16 protein-coding genes are annotated in these 18,813 nt (G+C 39.5%); 14 read left to right on the top strand and 2 right to left on the bottom strand.

Translation table 11 applies throughout. The annotated features are described in order from the left end of the window. Positions 1-28: 28 nt before the first annotated feature. Genes tsaD through HMPREF2644_RS08820 form a run of 3 tightly spaced genes read left to right on the top strand, consistent with a single transcriptional unit; the run spans position 29 to position 2,904 of the window. The gene (gene tsaD, locus HMPREF2644_RS08830) at positions 29-1,057 is read left to right on the top strand and encodes a tRNA (adenosine(37)-N6)-threonylcarbamoyltransferase complex transferase subunit TsaD (protein ID WP_005651947.1); all 1,029 of its coding nucleotides are present in this window, start codon (positions 29-31) and stop codon (positions 1,055-1,057) included. Positions 1,058-1,065: 8 nt separating this feature from the next. Then, positions 1,066-1,647: a thymidine kinase gene (locus HMPREF2644_RS08825; RefSeq protein WP_005651950.1), complete on the top strand. Its 582-nt coding sequence runs from the start codon at positions 1,066-1,068 to the stop codon at positions 1,645-1,647. A 36-nt stretch (positions 1,648-1,683) separates the two neighbouring features. After that, positions 1,684-2,904 (top strand): aromatic amino acid transport family protein, encoded by a 1,221-nt coding sequence (locus tag HMPREF2644_RS08820; protein WP_011272100.1) that lies wholly within the window; start codon positions 1,684-1,686, stop codon positions 2,902-2,904. 133 nt (positions 2,905-3,037) lie between these two features. On the opposite strand, the gene HMPREF2644_RS08815 is transcribed toward HMPREF2644_RS08820, so the two are convergent. Continuing rightward, on the bottom strand, positions 3,038-3,298 hold the full coding sequence (locus tag HMPREF2644_RS08815) for a YfhL family 4Fe-4S dicluster ferredoxin (RefSeq protein WP_005651954.1): 261 nt from the start codon (positions 3,296-3,298) through the stop codon (positions 3,038-3,040). A gap of 77 nt (positions 3,299-3,375) precedes the next feature. On the opposite strand from HMPREF2644_RS08815, the gene HMPREF2644_RS08810 reads away from it, so the two are divergent. The 4 genes from HMPREF2644_RS08810 (at position 3,376) to HMPREF2644_RS08795 (ending at position 7,724) form a co-directional block, all read left to right on the top strand. Further along, on the top strand, positions 3,376-4,170 hold the full coding sequence (locus tag HMPREF2644_RS08810; RefSeq protein WP_006995195.1) for a ribonuclease T2 family protein: 795 nt from the start codon (positions 3,376-3,378) through the stop codon (positions 4,168-4,170). A gap of 95 nt (positions 4,171-4,265) precedes the next feature. Beyond that, positions 4,266-5,426 (top strand): phosphoglycerate kinase, encoded by a 1,161-nt coding sequence (pgk, locus tag HMPREF2644_RS08805; RefSeq protein WP_011272099.1) that lies wholly within the window; start codon positions 4,266-4,268, stop codon positions 5,424-5,426. Positions 5,427-5,536: 110 nt separating this feature from the next. After that, positions 5,537-6,616, top strand: a complete 1,080-nt coding sequence (fbaA, locus tag HMPREF2644_RS08800; RefSeq protein ID WP_005664488.1) for a class II fructose-bisphosphate aldolase — start codon at positions 5,537-5,539, stop codon at positions 6,614-6,616. A gap of 67 nt (positions 6,617-6,683) precedes the next feature. After that, positions 6,684-7,724, top strand: a complete 1,041-nt coding sequence (locus tag HMPREF2644_RS08795) for a glycosyltransferase family 9 protein (protein ID WP_038440548.1) — start codon at positions 6,684-6,686, stop codon at positions 7,722-7,724. Here HMPREF2644_RS08795 and HMPREF2644_RS08790 read toward each other — a convergent pair. Further along, entirely contained in the window at positions 7,680-8,336 is a 657-nt protein-coding gene (locus HMPREF2644_RS08790; RefSeq protein ID WP_011272097.1) for a membrane protein YczE, read from the bottom strand. The two genes, HMPREF2644_RS08795 and HMPREF2644_RS08790, sit on opposite strands and share 45 nt — an antisense overlap. Before the next feature lie 212 nt (positions 8,337-8,548). Between HMPREF2644_RS08790 and HMPREF2644_RS08785 the strand changes: the two genes are divergently transcribed. From HMPREF2644_RS08785 to rpoB, 7 genes are all read left to right on the top strand, one after another. Next, positions 8,549-10,093 (top strand): YjjI family glycine radical enzyme, encoded by a 1,545-nt coding sequence (locus HMPREF2644_RS08785; RefSeq protein ID WP_011272096.1) that lies wholly within the window; start codon positions 8,549-8,551, stop codon positions 10,091-10,093. An 8-nt stretch (positions 10,094-10,101) separates the two neighbouring features. Further along, on the top strand, positions 10,102-10,890 hold the full coding sequence (locus tag HMPREF2644_RS08780) for a 4Fe-4S cluster-binding domain-containing protein (RefSeq protein WP_038440550.1): 789 nt from the start codon (positions 10,102-10,104) through the stop codon (positions 10,888-10,890). A 98-nt stretch (positions 10,891-10,988) separates the two neighbouring features. Next, positions 10,989-12,242: a NupC/NupG family nucleoside CNT transporter gene (locus tag HMPREF2644_RS08775; protein WP_005649475.1), complete on the top strand. Its 1,254-nt coding sequence runs from the start codon at positions 10,989-10,991 to the stop codon at positions 12,240-12,242. Between the two features lie 83 nt (positions 12,243-12,325). Next, positions 12,326-13,042, top strand: coding sequence for a purine-nucleoside phosphorylase (gene deoD, locus HMPREF2644_RS08770; RefSeq protein ID WP_070828398.1), 717 nt, complete (start codon positions 12,326-12,328; stop codon positions 13,040-13,042). 172 nt (positions 13,043-13,214) lie between these two features. Continuing rightward, positions 13,215-13,643: a 50S ribosomal protein L11 gene (gene rplK / locus HMPREF2644_RS08765; protein ID WP_005630840.1), complete on the top strand. Its 429-nt coding sequence runs from the start codon at positions 13,215-13,217 to the stop codon at positions 13,641-13,643. Positions 13,644-13,647: 4 nt separating this feature from the next. Next, entirely contained in the window at positions 13,648-14,337 is a 690-nt protein-coding gene (gene rplA / locus HMPREF2644_RS08760; protein ID WP_005627655.1) for a 50S ribosomal protein L1, read from the top strand. A gap of 383 nt (positions 14,338-14,720) precedes the next feature. Continuing rightward, entirely contained in the window at positions 14,721-18,752 is a 4,032-nt protein-coding gene (gene rpoB, locus HMPREF2644_RS08755; RefSeq protein ID WP_070828397.1) for a DNA-directed RNA polymerase subunit beta, read from the top strand. Positions 18,753-18,813 lie beyond the last annotated feature (61 nt).

Below are 18,813 nucleotides of genomic sequence, written 5' to 3'. Positions count from 1 at the left end.
CATTTTAGGTAATAAATTAAGAAAATCAATGAAAATCTTAGGCATTGAAACTTCCTGTGATGAAACGGGCGTGGCGATTTATGATGAAGAAAAAGGGTTAATTGCTAATCAACTTTATACTCAAATTGCCCTGCATGCAGATTATGGTGGTGTGGTTCCTGAATTAGCATCACGTGATCATATTCGGAAAACAGCGCCTCTTATTAAAGCGGCATTAGAGGAAGCCAATTTAACCGCAAGCGATATTGATGGTATTGCTTATACTAGTGGCCCTGGGCTTGTCGGCGCATTGCTTGTTGGTGCTACGATTGCACGTTCTTTAGCCTATGCTTGGAATGTGCCAGCGATTGGTGTTCATCATATGGAAGGGCATTTACTTGCGCCAATGCTTGATGAAAATTCACCGCACTTTCCTTTTGTTGCTCTGTTGGTATCGGGTGGCCACACTCAATTAGTGCGTGTCGATGGTGTAGGAAAATATGAAGTGATAGGAGAATCTATTGATGATGCTGCTGGCGAAGCCTTTGATAAAACAGCAAAATTACTTGGATTAGATTATCCAGGCGGCGCGGCACTTTCTCGTTTAGCGGAAAAAGGCACGCCAAATCGCTTTATATTTCCACGTCCAATGACAGATCGTGCAGGCCTTGATTTTAGTTTTTCTGGTTTAAAAACATTTGCCGCAAATACAGTTAATCAAGCAATTAAAAACGAGGGCGAACTGACAGAACAAACTAAATCGGATATTGCTTATGCTTTCCAAGATGCGGTGGTGGATACTCTTGCCATTAAATGTAAGCGCGCATTAAAAGAAACTGGCTATAAACGTTTAGTGATTGCGGGAGGAGTGAGTGCAAATAAAAAACTCCGAGAAACGCTTGCGCACTTAATGCAAAATTTAGGTGGCGAAGTGTTTTATCCTCAACCTCAATTTTGTACAGATAATGGCGCAATGATTGCTTACACAGGTTTTTTACGTTTAAAACAAGGTCAGCATAGCGATCTGGCTATTGATGTTAAACCTCGTTGGGCAATGACGGAATTACCGGCAATTTAGGAGAAAAAATGGCGAAACTCTACTTCTATTACTCCACAATGAACGCTGGAAAATCAACGACGTTGCTACAATCTTCCTATAACTATCGTGAGCGTGATATGAGCACATTAGTTTATACGGCTGCGATTGATGATCGTTTTGGCGTGGGAAAAGTCACATCGCGTATTGGCATTTCGCAAGATGCCTTTTTATTTCGCTCGGAAACCAATTTGTTTGATGAAATCAATGAGCACTTAAAAAAAGAAAAAGTGCATTGCGTGTTGGTGGATGAAGCTCAATTTCTTAGCAAACAACAAGTTTACCAGTTGAGTGATGTTGTTGATAAACTCAAAATCCCTGTGCTTTGTTATGGCTTGCGTACAGATTTCCAAGCGGAACTTTTTGAAGGAAGTAAATATTTACTGGCTTGGGCGGATCAACTCGAAGAATTAAAAACAATTTGTTATTGTGGCCGCAAGGCTAATTTTGTTTTGCGTTTAAATGATCAGGGCGAGGTCATTAAAGAAGGTGCACAAATTCAAATTGGGGGCAATGATTCTTATCTTTCTGTTTGCCGTTTACACTATAAAGAAAAGTGCGGTCAAATTTAAATTAGTTTTTAAACACAACATTATAAGGACAATTTTATGCTAAAAAACAAAACTTTTGGGAGTGCGCTGATTATTGCAGGCACAACCATTGGAGCAGGTATGCTTGCTATGCCGCTTACATCAGCGGGTATGGGCTTTGGTTATACCCTGTTATTGCTCGTTGGCTTGTGGGCTTTGTTGGTTTACAGCGGATTGTTGTTTGTAGAAGTGTATCAAACAGCGGATCAGTTGGATGATGGTGTCGCCACGCTCGCTGAAAAATATTTTGGGGTTCCTGGGCGAATTTTCGCCACGTTGAGTTTGTTAGTTTTACTTTATGCACTTTCAGCCGCTTATATTACTGGTGGTGGATCTTTACTTTCAGGCTTGCCAACGGCTTTTGGAATGGACGCAATCTCACTTAAAACGGCGATTATTATCTTTACTGTTGTATTAGGTTCTTTCGTGGTTGTAGGAACGAAAGGCGTGGATGGTTTAACTCGCGTGTTATTTATTGGTAAGTTAGTCGCTTTTGCTTTTGTACTGTTTATGATGCTTCCCAAAGTGGCAACAGATAATTTAATGGCATTGCCTTTGGATTATGCTTTTGTGGTTTCTGCGGCACCAATATTTTTTACTTCTTTCGGTTTCCACGTTATAATGGCGAGTGTGAATAGCTACTTAGGTGGAAGTGTTGATAAATTTCGTCGTGCCATTTTGATTGGTACTGCGATTCCATTAGCTGCTTACCTTGTATGGCAGTTAGCAACTCATGGTGTATTAAGTCAAAGTGAATTTGTGCATATTTTACAAGCTGACCCAACGCTAAATGGCTTAGTGAATGCAACACGTGAAATTACAGGTTCTCATTTTATGGGAGAGGTTGTACGTGTGTTCTCATCACTTGCTTTAATTACTTCATTCTTAGGCGTAATGCTTGGTGTATTTGAAGGCTTAGGTGATTTATTCAAACGCTATCATTTGCCAAATAATCGCTTTGTATTAACTGTAGCCGCATTTTTACCGCCACTTGTATTTGCATTGTTTTATCCTGAAGGATTTATTACAGCATTAAGTTACGCAGGTTTGTTGTGTGCGTTCTATTGCTTAATTTTACCAATTAGCTTGGCATGGCGTACACGTATTGAAAATCCAACATTGCCATATCGTGTTTCTGGCGGTAATTTCGCTTTGGTGTTTGCGTTATTAATTGGCGTCGTGATTATGCTCATTCCATTTTTAATTCAATGGGGATATTTACCAGTGGTGGCGGGGTAATATTTGATTTTTCCCTAGAGAAAACACTTTTCTTCCTCTGTTTGCAGGGGAGCTGCCGAAGGTTGAGGGGAGATATAGAAAGCCCCCTTCCGTCCTTCGGGCATCTTCCCCCACAAGTAAGGGAAGTTATTTTCTACAATTTATCCGAATGATGAATCATTACAAAGCGTTCCCAAAGCTGTTCTTCGGTTTCTTGATGTTCAGGATCGGGCTTAATACAGTTAGTGATTGGGCAAACTTTTTGGCAGGTTGGGGTGTCGTAATGGCCGACACATTCCGTGCAAAGTATAGGATCGATCACATAAATCTCATCGCCAATGGAAATGGCTTCGTTTGGGCATTCAGGCAAGCACATATCGCAGTTGGTACATTTGCTAGTGATGAATAATGCCATTGTGATCCTTAATAGAAAGTTGAAAGCGGCGAATTATAGCCGACAAAAACTTGATTGACAAAAACTAAACAAAATTTATGAAAAAACTTACTTCCATTCTTTCTCTTATTGTTCTCGTTATATTAGCAATTTGGCAATATTTTACCGATACAACCAAAACTAAACATCAATCATCCTCGCCCGTAATTGAGCAGACGAAGCAAACAAAAGTATCTGAGCCTAAATTTGAACCTAAATTCGAGCCTCAATTTGAGACAAAGCGGACGGATATTGAAAAAAGTGCGGTAAAAAATCCAGATGTTTTTGCAAACTATGATGTGATTATGCGCAATGATCATATTGGGCAAAACGCAAAGGCACCGGTCGATTATTATATGTTGGCATTATCTTGGTCGCCTGGATTTTGTGATATTCAGCGTGAAAAATATGGCGATCAGTTGCCTTATTCCTCTCAATATCAATGTGGAAATAACCGCACTTTTGGTTGGGTTGTACATGGGCTATGGCCACAAAATGCAAATGCTCGCGCTGTTTCAGATCATCCTCGTTTTTGCAAAGGCGATTTACCCGCCTTGCCAAAAGGTTTATTAGCACAATATTTGGCGATTTCTCCGGGCGAGAAATTATTGCAAGGCGAATGGGAAAAACACGGTAGTTGCGCCTTTGATTCTGCCCAGCAATATTTTGCTAAGGAGCAGGAATTATTTAACGCATTAAAATTACCGAATCAAAAATTAAGTAGAGATGAACTTTTTGGTTGGATGAAGCAACATAATCCACAATTAAAAAATGCGTATTTGAGGGCTAGTCGAAATGAATTATTTATTTGTTATGATAAAAAATGGCAGGTAATGAATTGCCAAAGCAAATAAGAATTTCTTTGATCTAAATCGTTACAACCTAGTACGAAGTAGGTATAATACGAAAAGTTTTCAATTTTAATTTTAACTTAACAAGAGGATAGATTATGTCAGTAATCAAAATGACCGATTTAGATTTAGCGGGTAAACGTGTATTTATCCGTGCAGATCTTAATGTGCCAGTAAAAGATGGCAAAGTGACCTCAGATGCGCGTATTCGTGCGACCATTCCTACTTTAAAATTAGCCTTAGAAAAAGGCGCGAAAGTGATGGTAACTTCTCACTTAGGTCGTCCAACTGAAGGAGAATTCACACCAGAAGATTCTTTACAACCAGTTGTTGATTACTTAAAAAACGCAGGCTTTAATGTGCGTTTAGAACAAGATTATTTAAATGGTGTGGATGTTAAAGATGGCGAAATCGTTGTTTTAGAAAACGTACGCATAAACAAAGGCGAAAAGAAAAATGATCCAGAATTAGGTAAAAAATATGCCGCACTTTGCGATGTATTTGTAATGGATGCCTTTGGTACAGCGCACCGCGCGCAAGCATCAACTTACGGCGTTGCAGAATTTGCACCGATCGCTTGTGCAGGCCCATTATTAGCCGCTGAATTAGATGCATTAGGTAAAGCATTAAAAGAACCTGCTCGTCCAATGGTCGCGATCGTAGGCGGTTCTAAAGTTTCAACTAAATTAGAAGTATTAAATTCTCTTTCAAAAATCGCTGACCAAATTATTGTGGGCGGTGGCATTGCAAATACTTTCATCGCGGCAGCTGGTCACAATGTAGGTAAATCTTTATATGAAGCTGATTTAATGCCAGTTGCGAAAGAATTAGCCGCAAATACAGATATTCCAGTTCCAGTTGATGTGCGTGTAGGTTTAGAGTTCTCTGAAACGGCAGCAGCAACAGAAAAAGCGGTAAATGAAGTGAAAGATGATGAATCTATTTTTGATATTGGCGATAAATCAGCAGAACAATTGGCTGAAATTATCAAAAATGCAAAAACCGTTTTGTGGAATGGCCCAGTTGGTGTGTTTGAGTTCCCTCACTTCCGTAAAGGGACTGAAATCATTTCTCACGCCATTGCAAACAGCGATGCATTCTCTATTGCTGGCGGCGGCGATACCTTAGCGGCTATCGATTTATTTGGTATTGCTGATAAGATTTCTTACATTTCAACGGGTGGTGGTGCATTCTTAGAGTTTGTAGAAGGCAAAGTATTACCTGCAGTAGAAATTCTTGAAAAACGTGCGAAAAACTAACCGCACTTTTCCTCTATAACATATTGATGGTGGCATCAAAAATGCCATCATCAATACAAATTCTTCAAATTGTGGGCTTATCCCGCTAAACATAAAAAGGAAACACAAGTATGGCTAAATTATTAGATATCGTGAAACCCGGTGTTGTAACAGGCGAAGATGTGCAAAAAGTTTTTGCTTATGCTAAAGAGCATAACTTTGCTATTCCTGCCGTAAACTGTGTGGGTTCAGACTCCGTTAATGCCGTGTTAGAAACTGCTGCACGTGTAAAAGCACCAGTGATTATCCAATTTTCAAATGGTGGCGCAGCGTTCTATGCAGGTAAAGGTATCAAACCAACGAGTGGTACTCGTCCAGATGTTTTAGGGGCGATTGCTGGAGCGAAACAGGTTCATACTTTAGCGAAAGAATACGGTGTGCCTGTTATTCTTCATACTGATCACGCAGCGAAAAAATTATTACCTTGGATCGACGGTTTATTAGATGCAGGCGAAAAACATTTTGCCGAAACGGGTCGTCCACTTTTCTCTTCACATATGATCGATTTATCTGAAGAGTCAATGGAAGAAAATATGGCAATCTGCCGTGAATATCTTGCTCGTATGGATAAAATGGGGATGACCCTTGAAATCGAAATTGGCATTACTGGTGGCGAAGAAGACGGCGTAGATAACTCTGATGTTGATGAATCACGTTTATATACACAACCGTCTGATGTGCTTTATGTTTACGATCAATTGCATCCAGTAAGCCCTAACTTTACCGTTGCTGCTGCATTCGGTAACGTACATGGTGTTTACAAACCAGGTAATGTAAAATTAAAACCATCTATTTTAGGTGCATCACAAGAGTTCGTTTCTAAAGAACGCAATCTTCCTGCAAAACCAATTAACTTCGTCTTCCACGGTGGTTCAGGTTCTAGCCGCGAAGAAATCCGCGAAGCAATTGGCTACGGTGCAATCAAAATGAACATTGATACTGATACGCAATGGGCGTCTTGGAATGGTATTTTGAATTTCTATAAAGCAAATGAAGCTTATCTTCAAGGTCAATTAGGTAACCCTGAAGGCCCAGATGCACCAAACAAAAAATACTACGACCCACGTGTTTGGTTACGTAAAATGGAAGAATCAATGTCTAAACGCTTAGAGCAATCTTTCGAAGACTTAAATTGTGTTGATGTTTTATAATCCACAAAAATAACATAAAATACGGCCGCACTTTCAAGTGCGGTTTTTTTATTTTAGCGGAGAAATTATGGAAAAGATCTTAGTTATTCGTAACGATAAATTAGGCGATTTTATGCAAGCATGGCCTGCTTTTGCAATGTTGAAAGCCTCAAATCCAGAGCTAAAATTAACCGCACTTGTGCCGAGTTACACTGCGCCTTTAGCGGAAATTTGTCCATTTATTGATGATGTTATTATTGATAGCAAAAAAAATGACAAAACGGATTTCAAACGTCTTGTGCAGGAAATCAAAGCGCAGCAGTTTGATGGCATGATTAGTTTCTTTTCCAATACCCATAATGGAAAACTCGCTTGGAAAAGTGGAATTAAATATCGCCTTGCACCTGCGACTAAATGGGTTCAAATTCTTTATAATCACCGTCTAACACAACGTCGTTCTCGTTCAGAAAAATCAGAAGCGGAATACAATCAAGATTTAGTCCGCACTTTTTTGCAAAAGCATAATATGCCAGTTGTTGAACCTAAACCGCCTTATTTAATCTTTGAGAAAAGTGCGGTGGAAAACCAGCGCGTTTTTTTACAAGAGAGTTTAGGGCTTTCCGCAAATAAAAAATGGATCTTTGTGCATAGTGGTTCTGGTGGTTCAGCTACGAATCTTTCTTTAGCGCAATATGCGGATTTAATTAAAGGCTTATTGGCTGAGTTTGATTGCAATATTGTGCTGACAGCAGGGCCTGGCGAAAGAGAAAAAGCCTATGAATTAGCAAATCTTGTGAATGATTTACGCGTAGCCATTTACGATAAGAATAAAGGTTTAGTGGATTTTGCTCATTCTTTAGCTTGTGCGGATTTATTTATTGCAGGATCTACTGGGCCATTGCATTTGAGCAGTGCGTTTAATATTCCGACTATCGGATTTTATCCAAATAGTCGTTCTTCTCAGCCGAGACGCTGGAAACCGATTAATGATGTCGATAAGCATCTTGCATTTTGCCCACCCGCGGGAAAAGAGACTCAAATGAATTTAGAGTTAATTTCAATAGACAATGCGTTAGCTGAAATATCACTTTTCATACGGAATATGTGGCAAACGAGCAATAATATTTAAGAAGAATTGAACAACGCTGCCTATGCTGGTGGCGAAAAGGACAGTACCCAAGCCAACGACACCACCAAGTAAAAAACCAAGTAAACAAACCGAGATTTCAAGGCTTGAGCGTACCACGTTGATGCTTAAATGAAAACGTTGGCAAATACCAACCATTAATCCGTCTCGAGGGCCTGCACCTAAGTGACAAGTGAGATATAACGCAGTTCCAAAACCATAGAGTAATATACCGATCAGACAGAAGATCATTCGTGAAAAAAGTGCGGTTGGCGGCGTCAGTATTTTTGTTGTGATCCCTAGAAATAGAGCAATAACGATAATATTTAATAATGTCCCAAGCCCAAGGCGTAATTTGAGAGGTTTCCATACCAACATTACTGCGCAACTAATTAAAAAAGATGACCAGCCAATATCAAAATTTGTCTGTATTGCTATACCTTGTGAAAGTACAGTCCAAGGTGTCGATCCTAAACCTGATAATACAATAAGCCCATCTCCAATACCTAAAATAGAAAGAGCAAAAAGTAAGATTGAAATGGTTTTATATTGCGCGGTCCATAATGATGTGGCAGCCCAAGATGTGCGAGGTATAACGCGTACTTTTTTCTTCATATTTATTACCTTTTATATTCCGTTTTATCATAAAAGGAAAGATGCAAAAACAGAAATAATTTTGTCAGTTCATTTATATCAAAAACATATTTATTTTGAGTAACCGTTTGCATAATGTTTATTTTCTAAAACTGTGATCTTCCTCACGTTTTCAAAATTGTCTATTTTGTTACCATTGCGTACAATACGAAACCATTTTCAAAGGGGACGTTATGTTAGCTTCACTTCAAGATATTCTCGATACGGTTAAAGCCAATAATCTGACTTATCATCAAAAATTAATGACATTAGGCAATATTGCCGAGCGTTTATTTGATCCTCGCGATTTACTTGGCTATACCGATGAAGAATGGGGCTTTTTACAGAATCAGATGATTTGTGATTTATGTGAAGGCTACGCGATTTATCGTCCTCGTTATATCCTGCCTGATTACAATGTGTATATCCAAAAGGGCTGCGAATTTTTAGAGTTGCCGCCTCCAAAAGATCTTGATGAGGCACTTGATGGATTATTGATTCTTTACTCCCGCGTGCCATCCATTACGACTTATCCTGTTTATGTTGGGCGTCTTGATGTGTTGCTCGAACCGTTCATTACTGATGAAGAAAAAGATTACATAAAAATTAAACGTTTCTTAAATCATATTGATAAAACTGTGCCTGACTCATTCTGTCATGCCAATATTGGGCCTTATGATACGAAAGCAGGTCGCTTGATTTTACGCGCCGTGATTGAGCTTGAAGCGCCAACACCGAATATGACTATTCGTTATGACAAATCGAAAACAAGCCGTGATTTTGCTGAACTTGCAGCAAAAGCCTGTTTGTTGGTTTCTAAACCATCTTTTGCCAACGATGCTTACTATATTTCCGATCTAGGCGAAGAATACGGCGTAGCAAGTTGCTATAACGCACTGCCTGAATGTGGCGGCGCCTACACCTTAACGCGTTTACGTCTAGGGACAATTGCTCGCACCTGTAAAAGTGCGGATGAAATGCTGAATGAATTATTACCGCGTGTGGCGAAATGTGCTCTTTCAACCATGGATAAACGCCACAAATTTGTAGTGGAAGAAAGTAATTTCTTTAACAGTTCATTCCTCGAAAAAGAGGGATTTATCAAACGCACTAATTTTACGGGGATGTTCGCAATTGTGGGCTTGGCAGATGCAGCAAACCACTTATTGCAATGTGAAGGCTTAAATGAAACCTTTGGTAAGAGCGTTCGTGGCGATGAAATTGCCACTGCGATTATGGATAAATTGAAAGAAATTACTGATGCGCACGAAGGAGTTTATGCCGAACGTACTGGCAATCGTTATTTATTACACGCACAAGTGGGCGCAAGTAACCACGAAGAAGACAAGCGTAACGCACCGGCTCACCGTATTCGTGTAGGCGAAGAACCAACGTTACTTGCACATTTGAAACAATCTGCACCGTTCCATAAATATTTCCCATCTGGTACAGGGGATTTATTCGCCTTTGATCAAACCTATGTAGATCACTGCGATGCAGTGGTGGATATTATTGATGGCGCATTTTCCTTAGGCTATCGCTACATTACCACCTATTTGAAAAATACAGATTTAATTCGAGTTACAGGTTATCTAGTGAAGAAAAGCGAAGTTGAAAAATACCGTAAAGGCGAAGTCGCATTACGCGATACAACTTGGTATGGCTCGGGTACGGATGAATGTGCCAATGTGTTTGATCGCCAATTACGCAATGAAAAAGATGTGATCGCTGAAAAATAATTAGAAAAATGACCGCACTTTCTGAGATTTTTGTGCCGTTACATCGGATTATTCCTTTTTCAAATGTAGAGGGACAAGGCAATCGTTCGAGTATTTTTCTGCAAGGTTGCAAGCTAAATTGCTTGTATTGCCATAATCCGGAAACTATACCTCGTTATACGGAAAGTGCGAAATTGGTCAGTTTGCAGTATTTGTATGAACAGGTTATGGAGGCAGTTCCATTTATTCGCGGTGTAACGGTTTCTGGTGGAGAACCCACTATTCATCACAAAAAACTTGTGCCACTCTTTAAGGCTTTACGTTCGCAAGGATTGACTTGTTATTTGGATAGTAGTGGCTTTTTTGAGTTTGATCGTGTTTGTTCGTTAATTGATGTCACTGACAAATTTTTATTTGATCTCAAAGGCGAGGGCATTGGCTTGCAAACACTTTGTTTCGATCGGAAAAATCAAGCTGGCATTGTACCACAGCAAGTGATACTAGAACGTTTGCATATAAAAAACGATAAACTGGAGCGGAATTTGCAAAATTTAGCTGCCTTGTTGCCATTAAATAAAGTGGAAGAAGTGCGGTTGGTTTTTTTAAAGCACTTTTTTGATGCTGAACATTTGGTGGGCAAAGTTGCTCAACTACTACGAAATTATCCTGATGTGGCATTAAAAATTATCCGCGTGCATAGCAAAGGTACGCGTGATGAAGCTGGGTTATCAGCGCATATCCCAAGTGTGGAAGAAACTAATGTGCTATCTGCTTATGCGCGTCAATGTGGAATTAACAAGGTTTTGACTATTTTATAGACGTTTACAAAAAGTGCGGTGAAAATTCGCCGACTTTTCATAAGAAAACAAGTAGAATAAGCCGAATTTTATTAACTTAACTAATCTAGGGGAATCAAATGAGTGTGTTAAGCAGCATTTTGGGAATGGTCGTATTAATCGCTATTGCCGTGTTACTTTCTAATAATCGTAAAGCGATTAGTATTCGAACCGTAGTAGGGGCGTTAGCAATCCAAGTAGGATTTGCCGCCCTTATTTTATATGTGCCTGCAGGTAAACAAGCATTGGGTGCCGCTGCGGATATGGTATCCAATGTTATTGCCTATGGTAATGACGGGATTAATTTCGTTTTCGGCGGATTGGCAGATCCAAGTAAACCATCCGGTTTCATTTTTGCAGTGAAAGTATTACCGATTATCGTATTCTTCTCTGGCTTAATTTCTGTGCTTTACTATCTCGGCATTATGCAAGTCGTGATTAAAGTATTAGGTGGCGCATTACAAAAAGCATTGGGTACGTCAAAAGCGGAATCAATGTCAGCGGCGGCGAATATCTTCGTCGGTCAAACTGAAGCACCATTAGTTGTTCGCCCTTACATTAAAAATATGACCCAATCTGAATTATTTGCTATTATGGTGGGTGGTACAGCGTCTATCGCGGGTTCAGTAATGGCAGGTTACGCAGGAATGGGCGTGCCATTGACATACTTAATCGCTGCGTCATTTATGGCGGCACCAGCAGGTTTATTATTTGCGAAATTAATGTTCCCACAAACCGAACAATTCACAGATAAACAACCAGAAGACAATGATTCAGAAAAACCAACTAACGTACTTGAAGCAATGGCGGGCGGTGCGAGTGCAGGTATGCAACTTGCGTTAAACGTAGGTGCAATGTTAATCGCATTCGTTGGTTTAATTGCATTAATTAATGGTATTTTAAGTGGCGTAGGCGGATGGTTCGGCTATGGCGATTTAACCTTACAATCTATCTTTGGTTTAATTTTCAAACCATTAGCATACTTAATCGGTGTAACTGATGGTGCTGAAGCAGGTATTGCAGGACAAATGATCGGGATGAAATTAGCGGTTAATGAATTTGTGGGTTATCTTGAATTTGCAAAATATTTACAACCAGATTCTGCAATTGTATTAACTGAAAAAACCAAAGCGATTATTACTTTCGCGCTTTGTGGTTTTGCTAACTTCAGCTCAATTGCAATTTTAATTGGTGGTTTAGGTGGTATGGCACCAAGCCGTCGTAGTGATGTTGCTCGTTTAGGTATCAAAGCCGTTATCGCTGGTACTCTCGCTAACTTAATGAGTGCAACTATTGCTGGTTTATTTATCGGCTTAGGTGCTGCAGCACTTTAATTTATCTTAATCAATTAAAAAGTGCGGTAAAAAATGACCGCACTTTATTCATTTTTATTCATTATTAAAAATAAGGAAAAATTATGACTCCACATATTAACGCGCCTGAAGGTGCATTTGCTGATGTTGTTTTAATGCCTGGCGATCCACTTCGTGCAAAATACATTGCAGAAACTTTTTTACAAGATGTTGTTGAAGTAACGAATGTTCGTAATATGCTTGGTTTTACTGGAACTTATAAAGGTCGTAAAATTTCTATTATGGGGCACGGTATGGGGATTCCATCTTGCTCTATTTACGCGAAAGAATTAATCACTGAATATGGCGTGAAAAAAATTATCCGTGTAGGTTCTTGTGGCACTGTTCGTATGGACGTGAAAGTGCGCGATGTGATTATCGGTTTAGGTGCATGTACTGATTCAAAAGTAAACCGTATTCGTTTCAAAGATAACGACTTTGCACCTATTGCTGACTTCGATATGGCACAAGCTGCTGTTCAAGCTGCAAAAGCAAAAGGCAAAGCCGTTCGTGTAGGTAATTTATTCTCGGCGGATTTATTCTATACACCCGATGTTGAAATGTTCGATGTAATGGAAAAATACGGCATTTTAGGTGTGGAAATGGAAGCTGCTGGAATTTATGGTGTGGCTGCAGAATATGGTGCAAAAGCATTAACGATTTGTACCGTGTCTGATCATATTCGTACTCACGAACAAACCACAGCAGAAGAACGTCAATTAACATTCAATGATATGATTGAAATTGCGTTAGATTCAGTATTAATTGGTGATGCGCAATAATATCTTCTAGCGGATTTAAGAAGTGCTTGAAAAACAACCGCACTTTTAATATAATCCGCACCCATTATGAGCCGTTCAGGGCTCATATTTTTGTGTGGTGCAATGAATTTTGCACTAAAAATTATCGGGGAGCTATTTAATAGCGTTATTACCCAATTAGAGGAAAACTAAAATGGCAAAAAAAGTCCAAGCCTATGTTAAGTTGCAAGTTGCAGCTGGTATGGCTAACCCATCACCACCAGTTGGTCCTGCATTAGGTCAGCAAGGTGTGAACATTATGGAATTCTGTAAAGCATTCAACGCTCGTACTGAGAGCTTAGAAAAAGGTTTACCAATTCCAGTTGTTATCACTGTATATGCAGACCGTTCATTTACTTTCGTCACTAAAACTCCACCAGCAGCAGTATTATTGAAAAAAGCTGCAGGTATCAAATCTGGTTCTGGTAAACCGAACAAAGATAAAGTGGGTAAAGTAACTTTAGATCAAGTTCGTCAAATCGCTGAAACTAAAGCAGCAGATATGACTGGTGCGACTATCGAAACGAAAATGAAATCAATCGCTGGTACTGCTCGTTCAATGGGCTTAGTGGTGGAGGAATAATACGATGGCTAAATTGACTAAAAAAATGAAAGCAATCAAAGCTGGCGTAGATTCTACTAAAGCATACGAAATTAACGAAGCAATCGCGGTATTAAAACAATTCGCAACGGCTAAATTCGTTGAAAGTGTTGATGTTGCAGTAAACTTAGGTATCGATCCTCGTAAATCTGACCAAAACGTTCGTGGTGCAACAGTATTACCACACGGTACTGGTCGTGAAGTACGTGTAGCTGTGTTCACTCAAGGTGCTAACGCAGATGCAGCTAAAGAAGCTGGTGCTGATTTAGTGGGTATGGAAGATTTAGCAGAGCAAATCAAAAAAGGCGAAATGAACTTTGATGTTGTTATCGCTTCTCCTGATGCAATGCGTGTTGTTGGTCAATTAGGTCAAGTATTAGGCCCACGTGGTTTAATGCCAAACCCTAAAGTTGGTACTGTAACACCAAACGTTGCTGAAGCAGTTAAAAATGCTAAATCTGGTCAGATCCGTTATCGTAATGATAAAAACGGTATTATCCACACCACTATCGGTAAAGCAAACTTCTCTGAAGTTCAATTAAAAGAAAATCTTCAAGCATTATTGGCTGCTTTAAATAAAGCAAAACCAACTACTGCTAAAGGTATTTTCATCAAGAAAGTAAGCATCTCTACCACTATGGGTGCAGGTGTTGCTGTTGATCAAACTTCTTTATAATTTAAAGAATTGATAGATTTTAAACCGCACTTTTTGAAAGTGCGGTTTTTTTGTTTCATAAAATTTCTATATAAGTTTTAAACTTGACGAGAAAGCTGCATTCATTTAAAATTTACCGCCTTGAAATTAGCAAAGATTTAGATTGATTTTTAATCAATTTTGACCTTTTATTGCTTAATTTAACCGTGTTTTTGATAGAAAGCACATCCACACAATGACAAATTCACCGTTATTTGTCGTTGTTTTGCTCAAGTTGTCGTTCTATGTAATTTGAGTTGTCACCCCACTATAGAAGTAAGGTTCAGAGTGCGGTCATTTTAACGGTCATTCACGTCACAGTTAGTTTGTGGCTAGGTCACTGAACAGTTAGCAGAGGAAAACCAATGGGTTACTCCTATTCTGAAAAAAAACGAATTCGTAAAGATTTCGGTAAACGTCCGCAAGTTTTAAATGTTCCTTATTTATTAACCATTCAGTTGGATTCTTTTGATAAATTTATTCAAAAAGATCCTGAAGGTCAGCAAGGTTTAGAAGCGGCATTCCGTTCTGTATTTCCTATTGTAAGCAATAATGGCTATACAGAATTACAATATGTAGATTATCGTTTAGAAGAGCCAGAGTTTGATGTACGTGAGTGCCAAATTCGTGGCTCAACTTATGCAGCAGGCTTACGTGTAAAATTACGTTTAGTGAGCTACGATAAAGAATCTTCTTCACGCGCAGTTAAAGATATTAAAGAAAATGAAGTTTATATGGGGGAAATCCCATTAATGACTGATAACGGTACTTTTGTAATTAATGGTACCGAGCGTGTTATCGTTTCACAATTACACCGTAGTCCAGGTGTATTCTTTGATTCTGACAAAGGTAAAACCCATTCTTCAGGTAAAGTGCTTTATAACGCACGCATTATTCCTTACCGTGGTTCTTGGTTAGATTTTGAATTCGATCCAAAAGATAACTTATTTGCGCGCATTGACCGTCGCCGTAAATTACCGGCAACAATTATTCTTCGTGCATTAGGCTATACCACTGAAGAAATCTTAAACTTATTCTTTGATAAAATTACCTTTGAAATCGCTGGCGATAAATTGTTAATGACTTTAGTGCCAGAACGTTTACGTGGTGAAACGGCTTCTTTTGATATTGAAGCAAATGGCAAAGTGTATGTTGAACGTGGTCGTCGCATCACTGCTCGTCACATTAAAGCATTAGAAAAAGATAATATCTCACAAGTGGTTGTGCCTTCTGAATATATTTTAGGTAAAGTTGCGTCGAAAGATTATGTTGATTTAGAGTCTGGCGAAATTATTTGTCCTGCAAATGGCGAAATTTCGTTAGAAACCCTCGCAAAATTAGCACAAGCTGGTTACACCACGATCGAAACTTTATTTACTAATGATTTAGATTACGGTCCATATATTTCTGAAACGCTACGTGTCGATCCAACTTATGACAAAACCAGTGCGCTTTACGAAATTTATCGTATGATGCGTCCGGGCGAGCCACCAACACCAGAATCTTCAGAAGCGTTATTCAATAATTTATTCTTCTCTGCAGAACGTTATGATTTATCTACAGTAGGTCGTATGAAGTTCAACCGTTCTTTAGCTTTTCCAGAAGGGGAAGGTGCTGGTATTTTAAGCAATGAAGATATTATTGCGGTAATGCGTAAATTGATCGACATCCGTAATGGTCGTGGCGAAGTAGACGATATTGACCATTTGGGTAACCGTCGTATCCGTAGCGTGGGCGAAATGGCTGAAAACCAATTCCGTATCGGTTTAGTGCGTGTTGAAAGAGCGGTCAAAGAACGTCTATCTTTAGGCGATTTAGATGCGATCACGCCACAAGACTTAATTAACCCGAAACCGATTTCTGCGGCAGTAAAAGAATTCTTTGGTTCTTCACAGCTTTCGCAATTTATGGATCAAAACAACCCATTGTCAGAAGTGACACACAAACGTCGTATTTCTGCATTAGGTCCGGGCGGTTTAACGCGTGAGCGTGCAGGCTTTGAAGTGCGTGACGTACATAATACTCACTATGGTCGTTTATGTCCGATTGAAACCCCTGAAGGTCCAAACATCGGTTTGATCAACTCACTTTCTGCTTTTGCACGTACTAATGATTATGGTTTCTTAGAAACACCATATCGTAAAGTGGTTGATGGTCAAGTTACTGAAGAAATTGAATACTTATCTGTAATTGATGAAGCAAACTACATCATTGCACAGGCAAACTCAAACTTAGACGAAAATAACCGTTTTACTGATGCTTTCGTTACTGCTCGTGGTGAACGTGGTGAATCTGGTTTATATAAACCTGAAGATATTCACTATATGGATGTTTCGACACAACAAGTGGTATCTGTTGCGGCTGCATTAATTCCATTCCTTGAGCATGACGATGCGAACCGTGCGTTGATGGGTGCGAACATGCAACGTCAAGCAGTTCCAACATTACGTGCGGATAAACCATTAGTTGGTACAGGTATGGAAAAACCAATCGCACTTGACTCAGGTGTTGCGGTTGTTGCAAAACGTGGTGGTACCGTTCAGTACGTTGATGCGTCTCGTATTGTGATTAAAGTAAATGAAGATGAAACCATTGCAGGTGAAGCTGGTATTGATATTTATAATTTAATTAAATACACCCGCTCTAACCAAAATACTTGTATTAACCAAATTCCTTGTGTGAATTTAGGCGATCCAATTAATCGTGGCGAAGTATTAGCAGATGGTCCTTCAACTGATTTAGGGGAACTTGCATTAGGTCAAAATATTCGCGTGGCGTTCATGCCTTGGAACGGCTATAACTTCGAAGACTCAATGTTAGTTTCTGAACGTGTTGTTCAACAAGACCGTTTCACTACGATCCATATTCAAGAATTATCTTGTGTTGCGCGTGATACTAAGTTAGGTGCAGAAGAAATGACTGCGGATATTCCAAACGTAGGTGAATCAGCGTTAAGCAAACTTGATGAATCTGGTATCGTTTATGTCGGTGCTGAGGTTAAAGGTGGCGACATCTTAGTAGGTAAAGTAACCCCTAAAGGCGAAACTCAATTAACCCCAGAAGAAAAATTGTTACGTGCAATCTTTGGGGAAAAAGCTTCCGATGTGAAAGATTCTTCATTACGCGTGCCAAATGGTACATCAGGTACGGTTATTGATGTTCAAGTCTTCACTCGTGATGGCGTAGAAAAAGATAAACGTGCATTAGAAATCGAAGAAATGCAACTTCGTGAAGCGAAAAAAGATTTAACTGAAGAGTTAGAGATTTTAGAAGCTGGTTTATTTGCTCGTGTGCGTAATCTTCTTATTTCTAGTGGTGCGGATGCAGCACAATTAGATAAAGTAGATCGCACTAAATGGTTAGAACAAACCATTGCAGATGAAGAAAAACAAAACCAATTAGAACAGCTTGCTGAGCAATACGAAGAACTTCGTAAAGAGTTTGAACATAAACTTGAAGTGAAACGTAAGAAAATCATTAAAGGCGATGATCTTGCACCGGGCGTATTAAAAGTTGTGAAAGTTTACCTTGCAGTGAAACGTCAAATCCAGCCGGGGGATAAAATGGCGGGTCGTCACGGTAACAAAGGTGTTATCTCGAAAATTAACCCAGTTGAAGATATGCCATACGATGAAAATGGTCAGCCAGTTGAAATCGTATTAAACCCACTGGGCGTACCGTCTCGTATGAACATCGGTCAGATCCTTGAAACTCACTTAGGTTTAGCTGCAAAAGGTATTGGTGATCAAATCAATGCAATGCTTAAACAAAAACAAGAAGTGGAAAAATTACGTAGCTATATCCAAAAAGCATACGATTTATTAGGTAATGGTTCACAAAAAGTGGATTTAAGCACTTTTACTGATGAAGAAGTATTGCGTTTAGCGGGAAATTTACGTAAGGGCTTACCAGTTGCAACGCCAGTGTTCGATGGTGCAGACGAAGCGGAAATCAAAGAGCTATTAAAACTTGGTGGATTACCAACTTCAGGTCAAATAACCCTTTACGATGGTCGTACTGGCGAGAAATTTGAACGTCCAGTAACCGTGGGTTATATGTACATGCTAAAATTGAACCACTTAGTTGATGATAAAATGCACGCTCGTTCAACAGGTTCTTATAGCCTTGTTACACAACAGCCACTGGGTGGTAAAGCACAATTTGGTGGTCAGCGTTTCGGTGAGATGGAGGTATGGGCACTTGAAGCATATGGTGCAGCCTACACCTTACAAGAAATGCTAACTGTGAAATCCGATGATGTGAATGGTCGTACGAAGATGTATAAAAATATCGTAAGTGGCAACCAACATATGGAGCCAGGCACACCGGAATCTTTCAACGTAATTATGAAAGAAATCCGCTCACTTGGTTTAAATATCGAGTTAGACGAAGAGTAATTTCATTCTTGCCTTCCCCTGCTTGTGGGGGAAGGTGCCCGAAGGGCGGAAGGGGGAAATT

Source organism: Haemophilus sp. HMSC071C11 (assembly GCF_001837655.1).
Taxonomy (GTDB): domain Bacteria; phylum Pseudomonadota; class Gammaproteobacteria; order Enterobacterales; family Pasteurellaceae; genus Haemophilus; species Haemophilus influenzae.
This window is presented reverse-complemented; position numbering and strand designations above follow the sequence as displayed.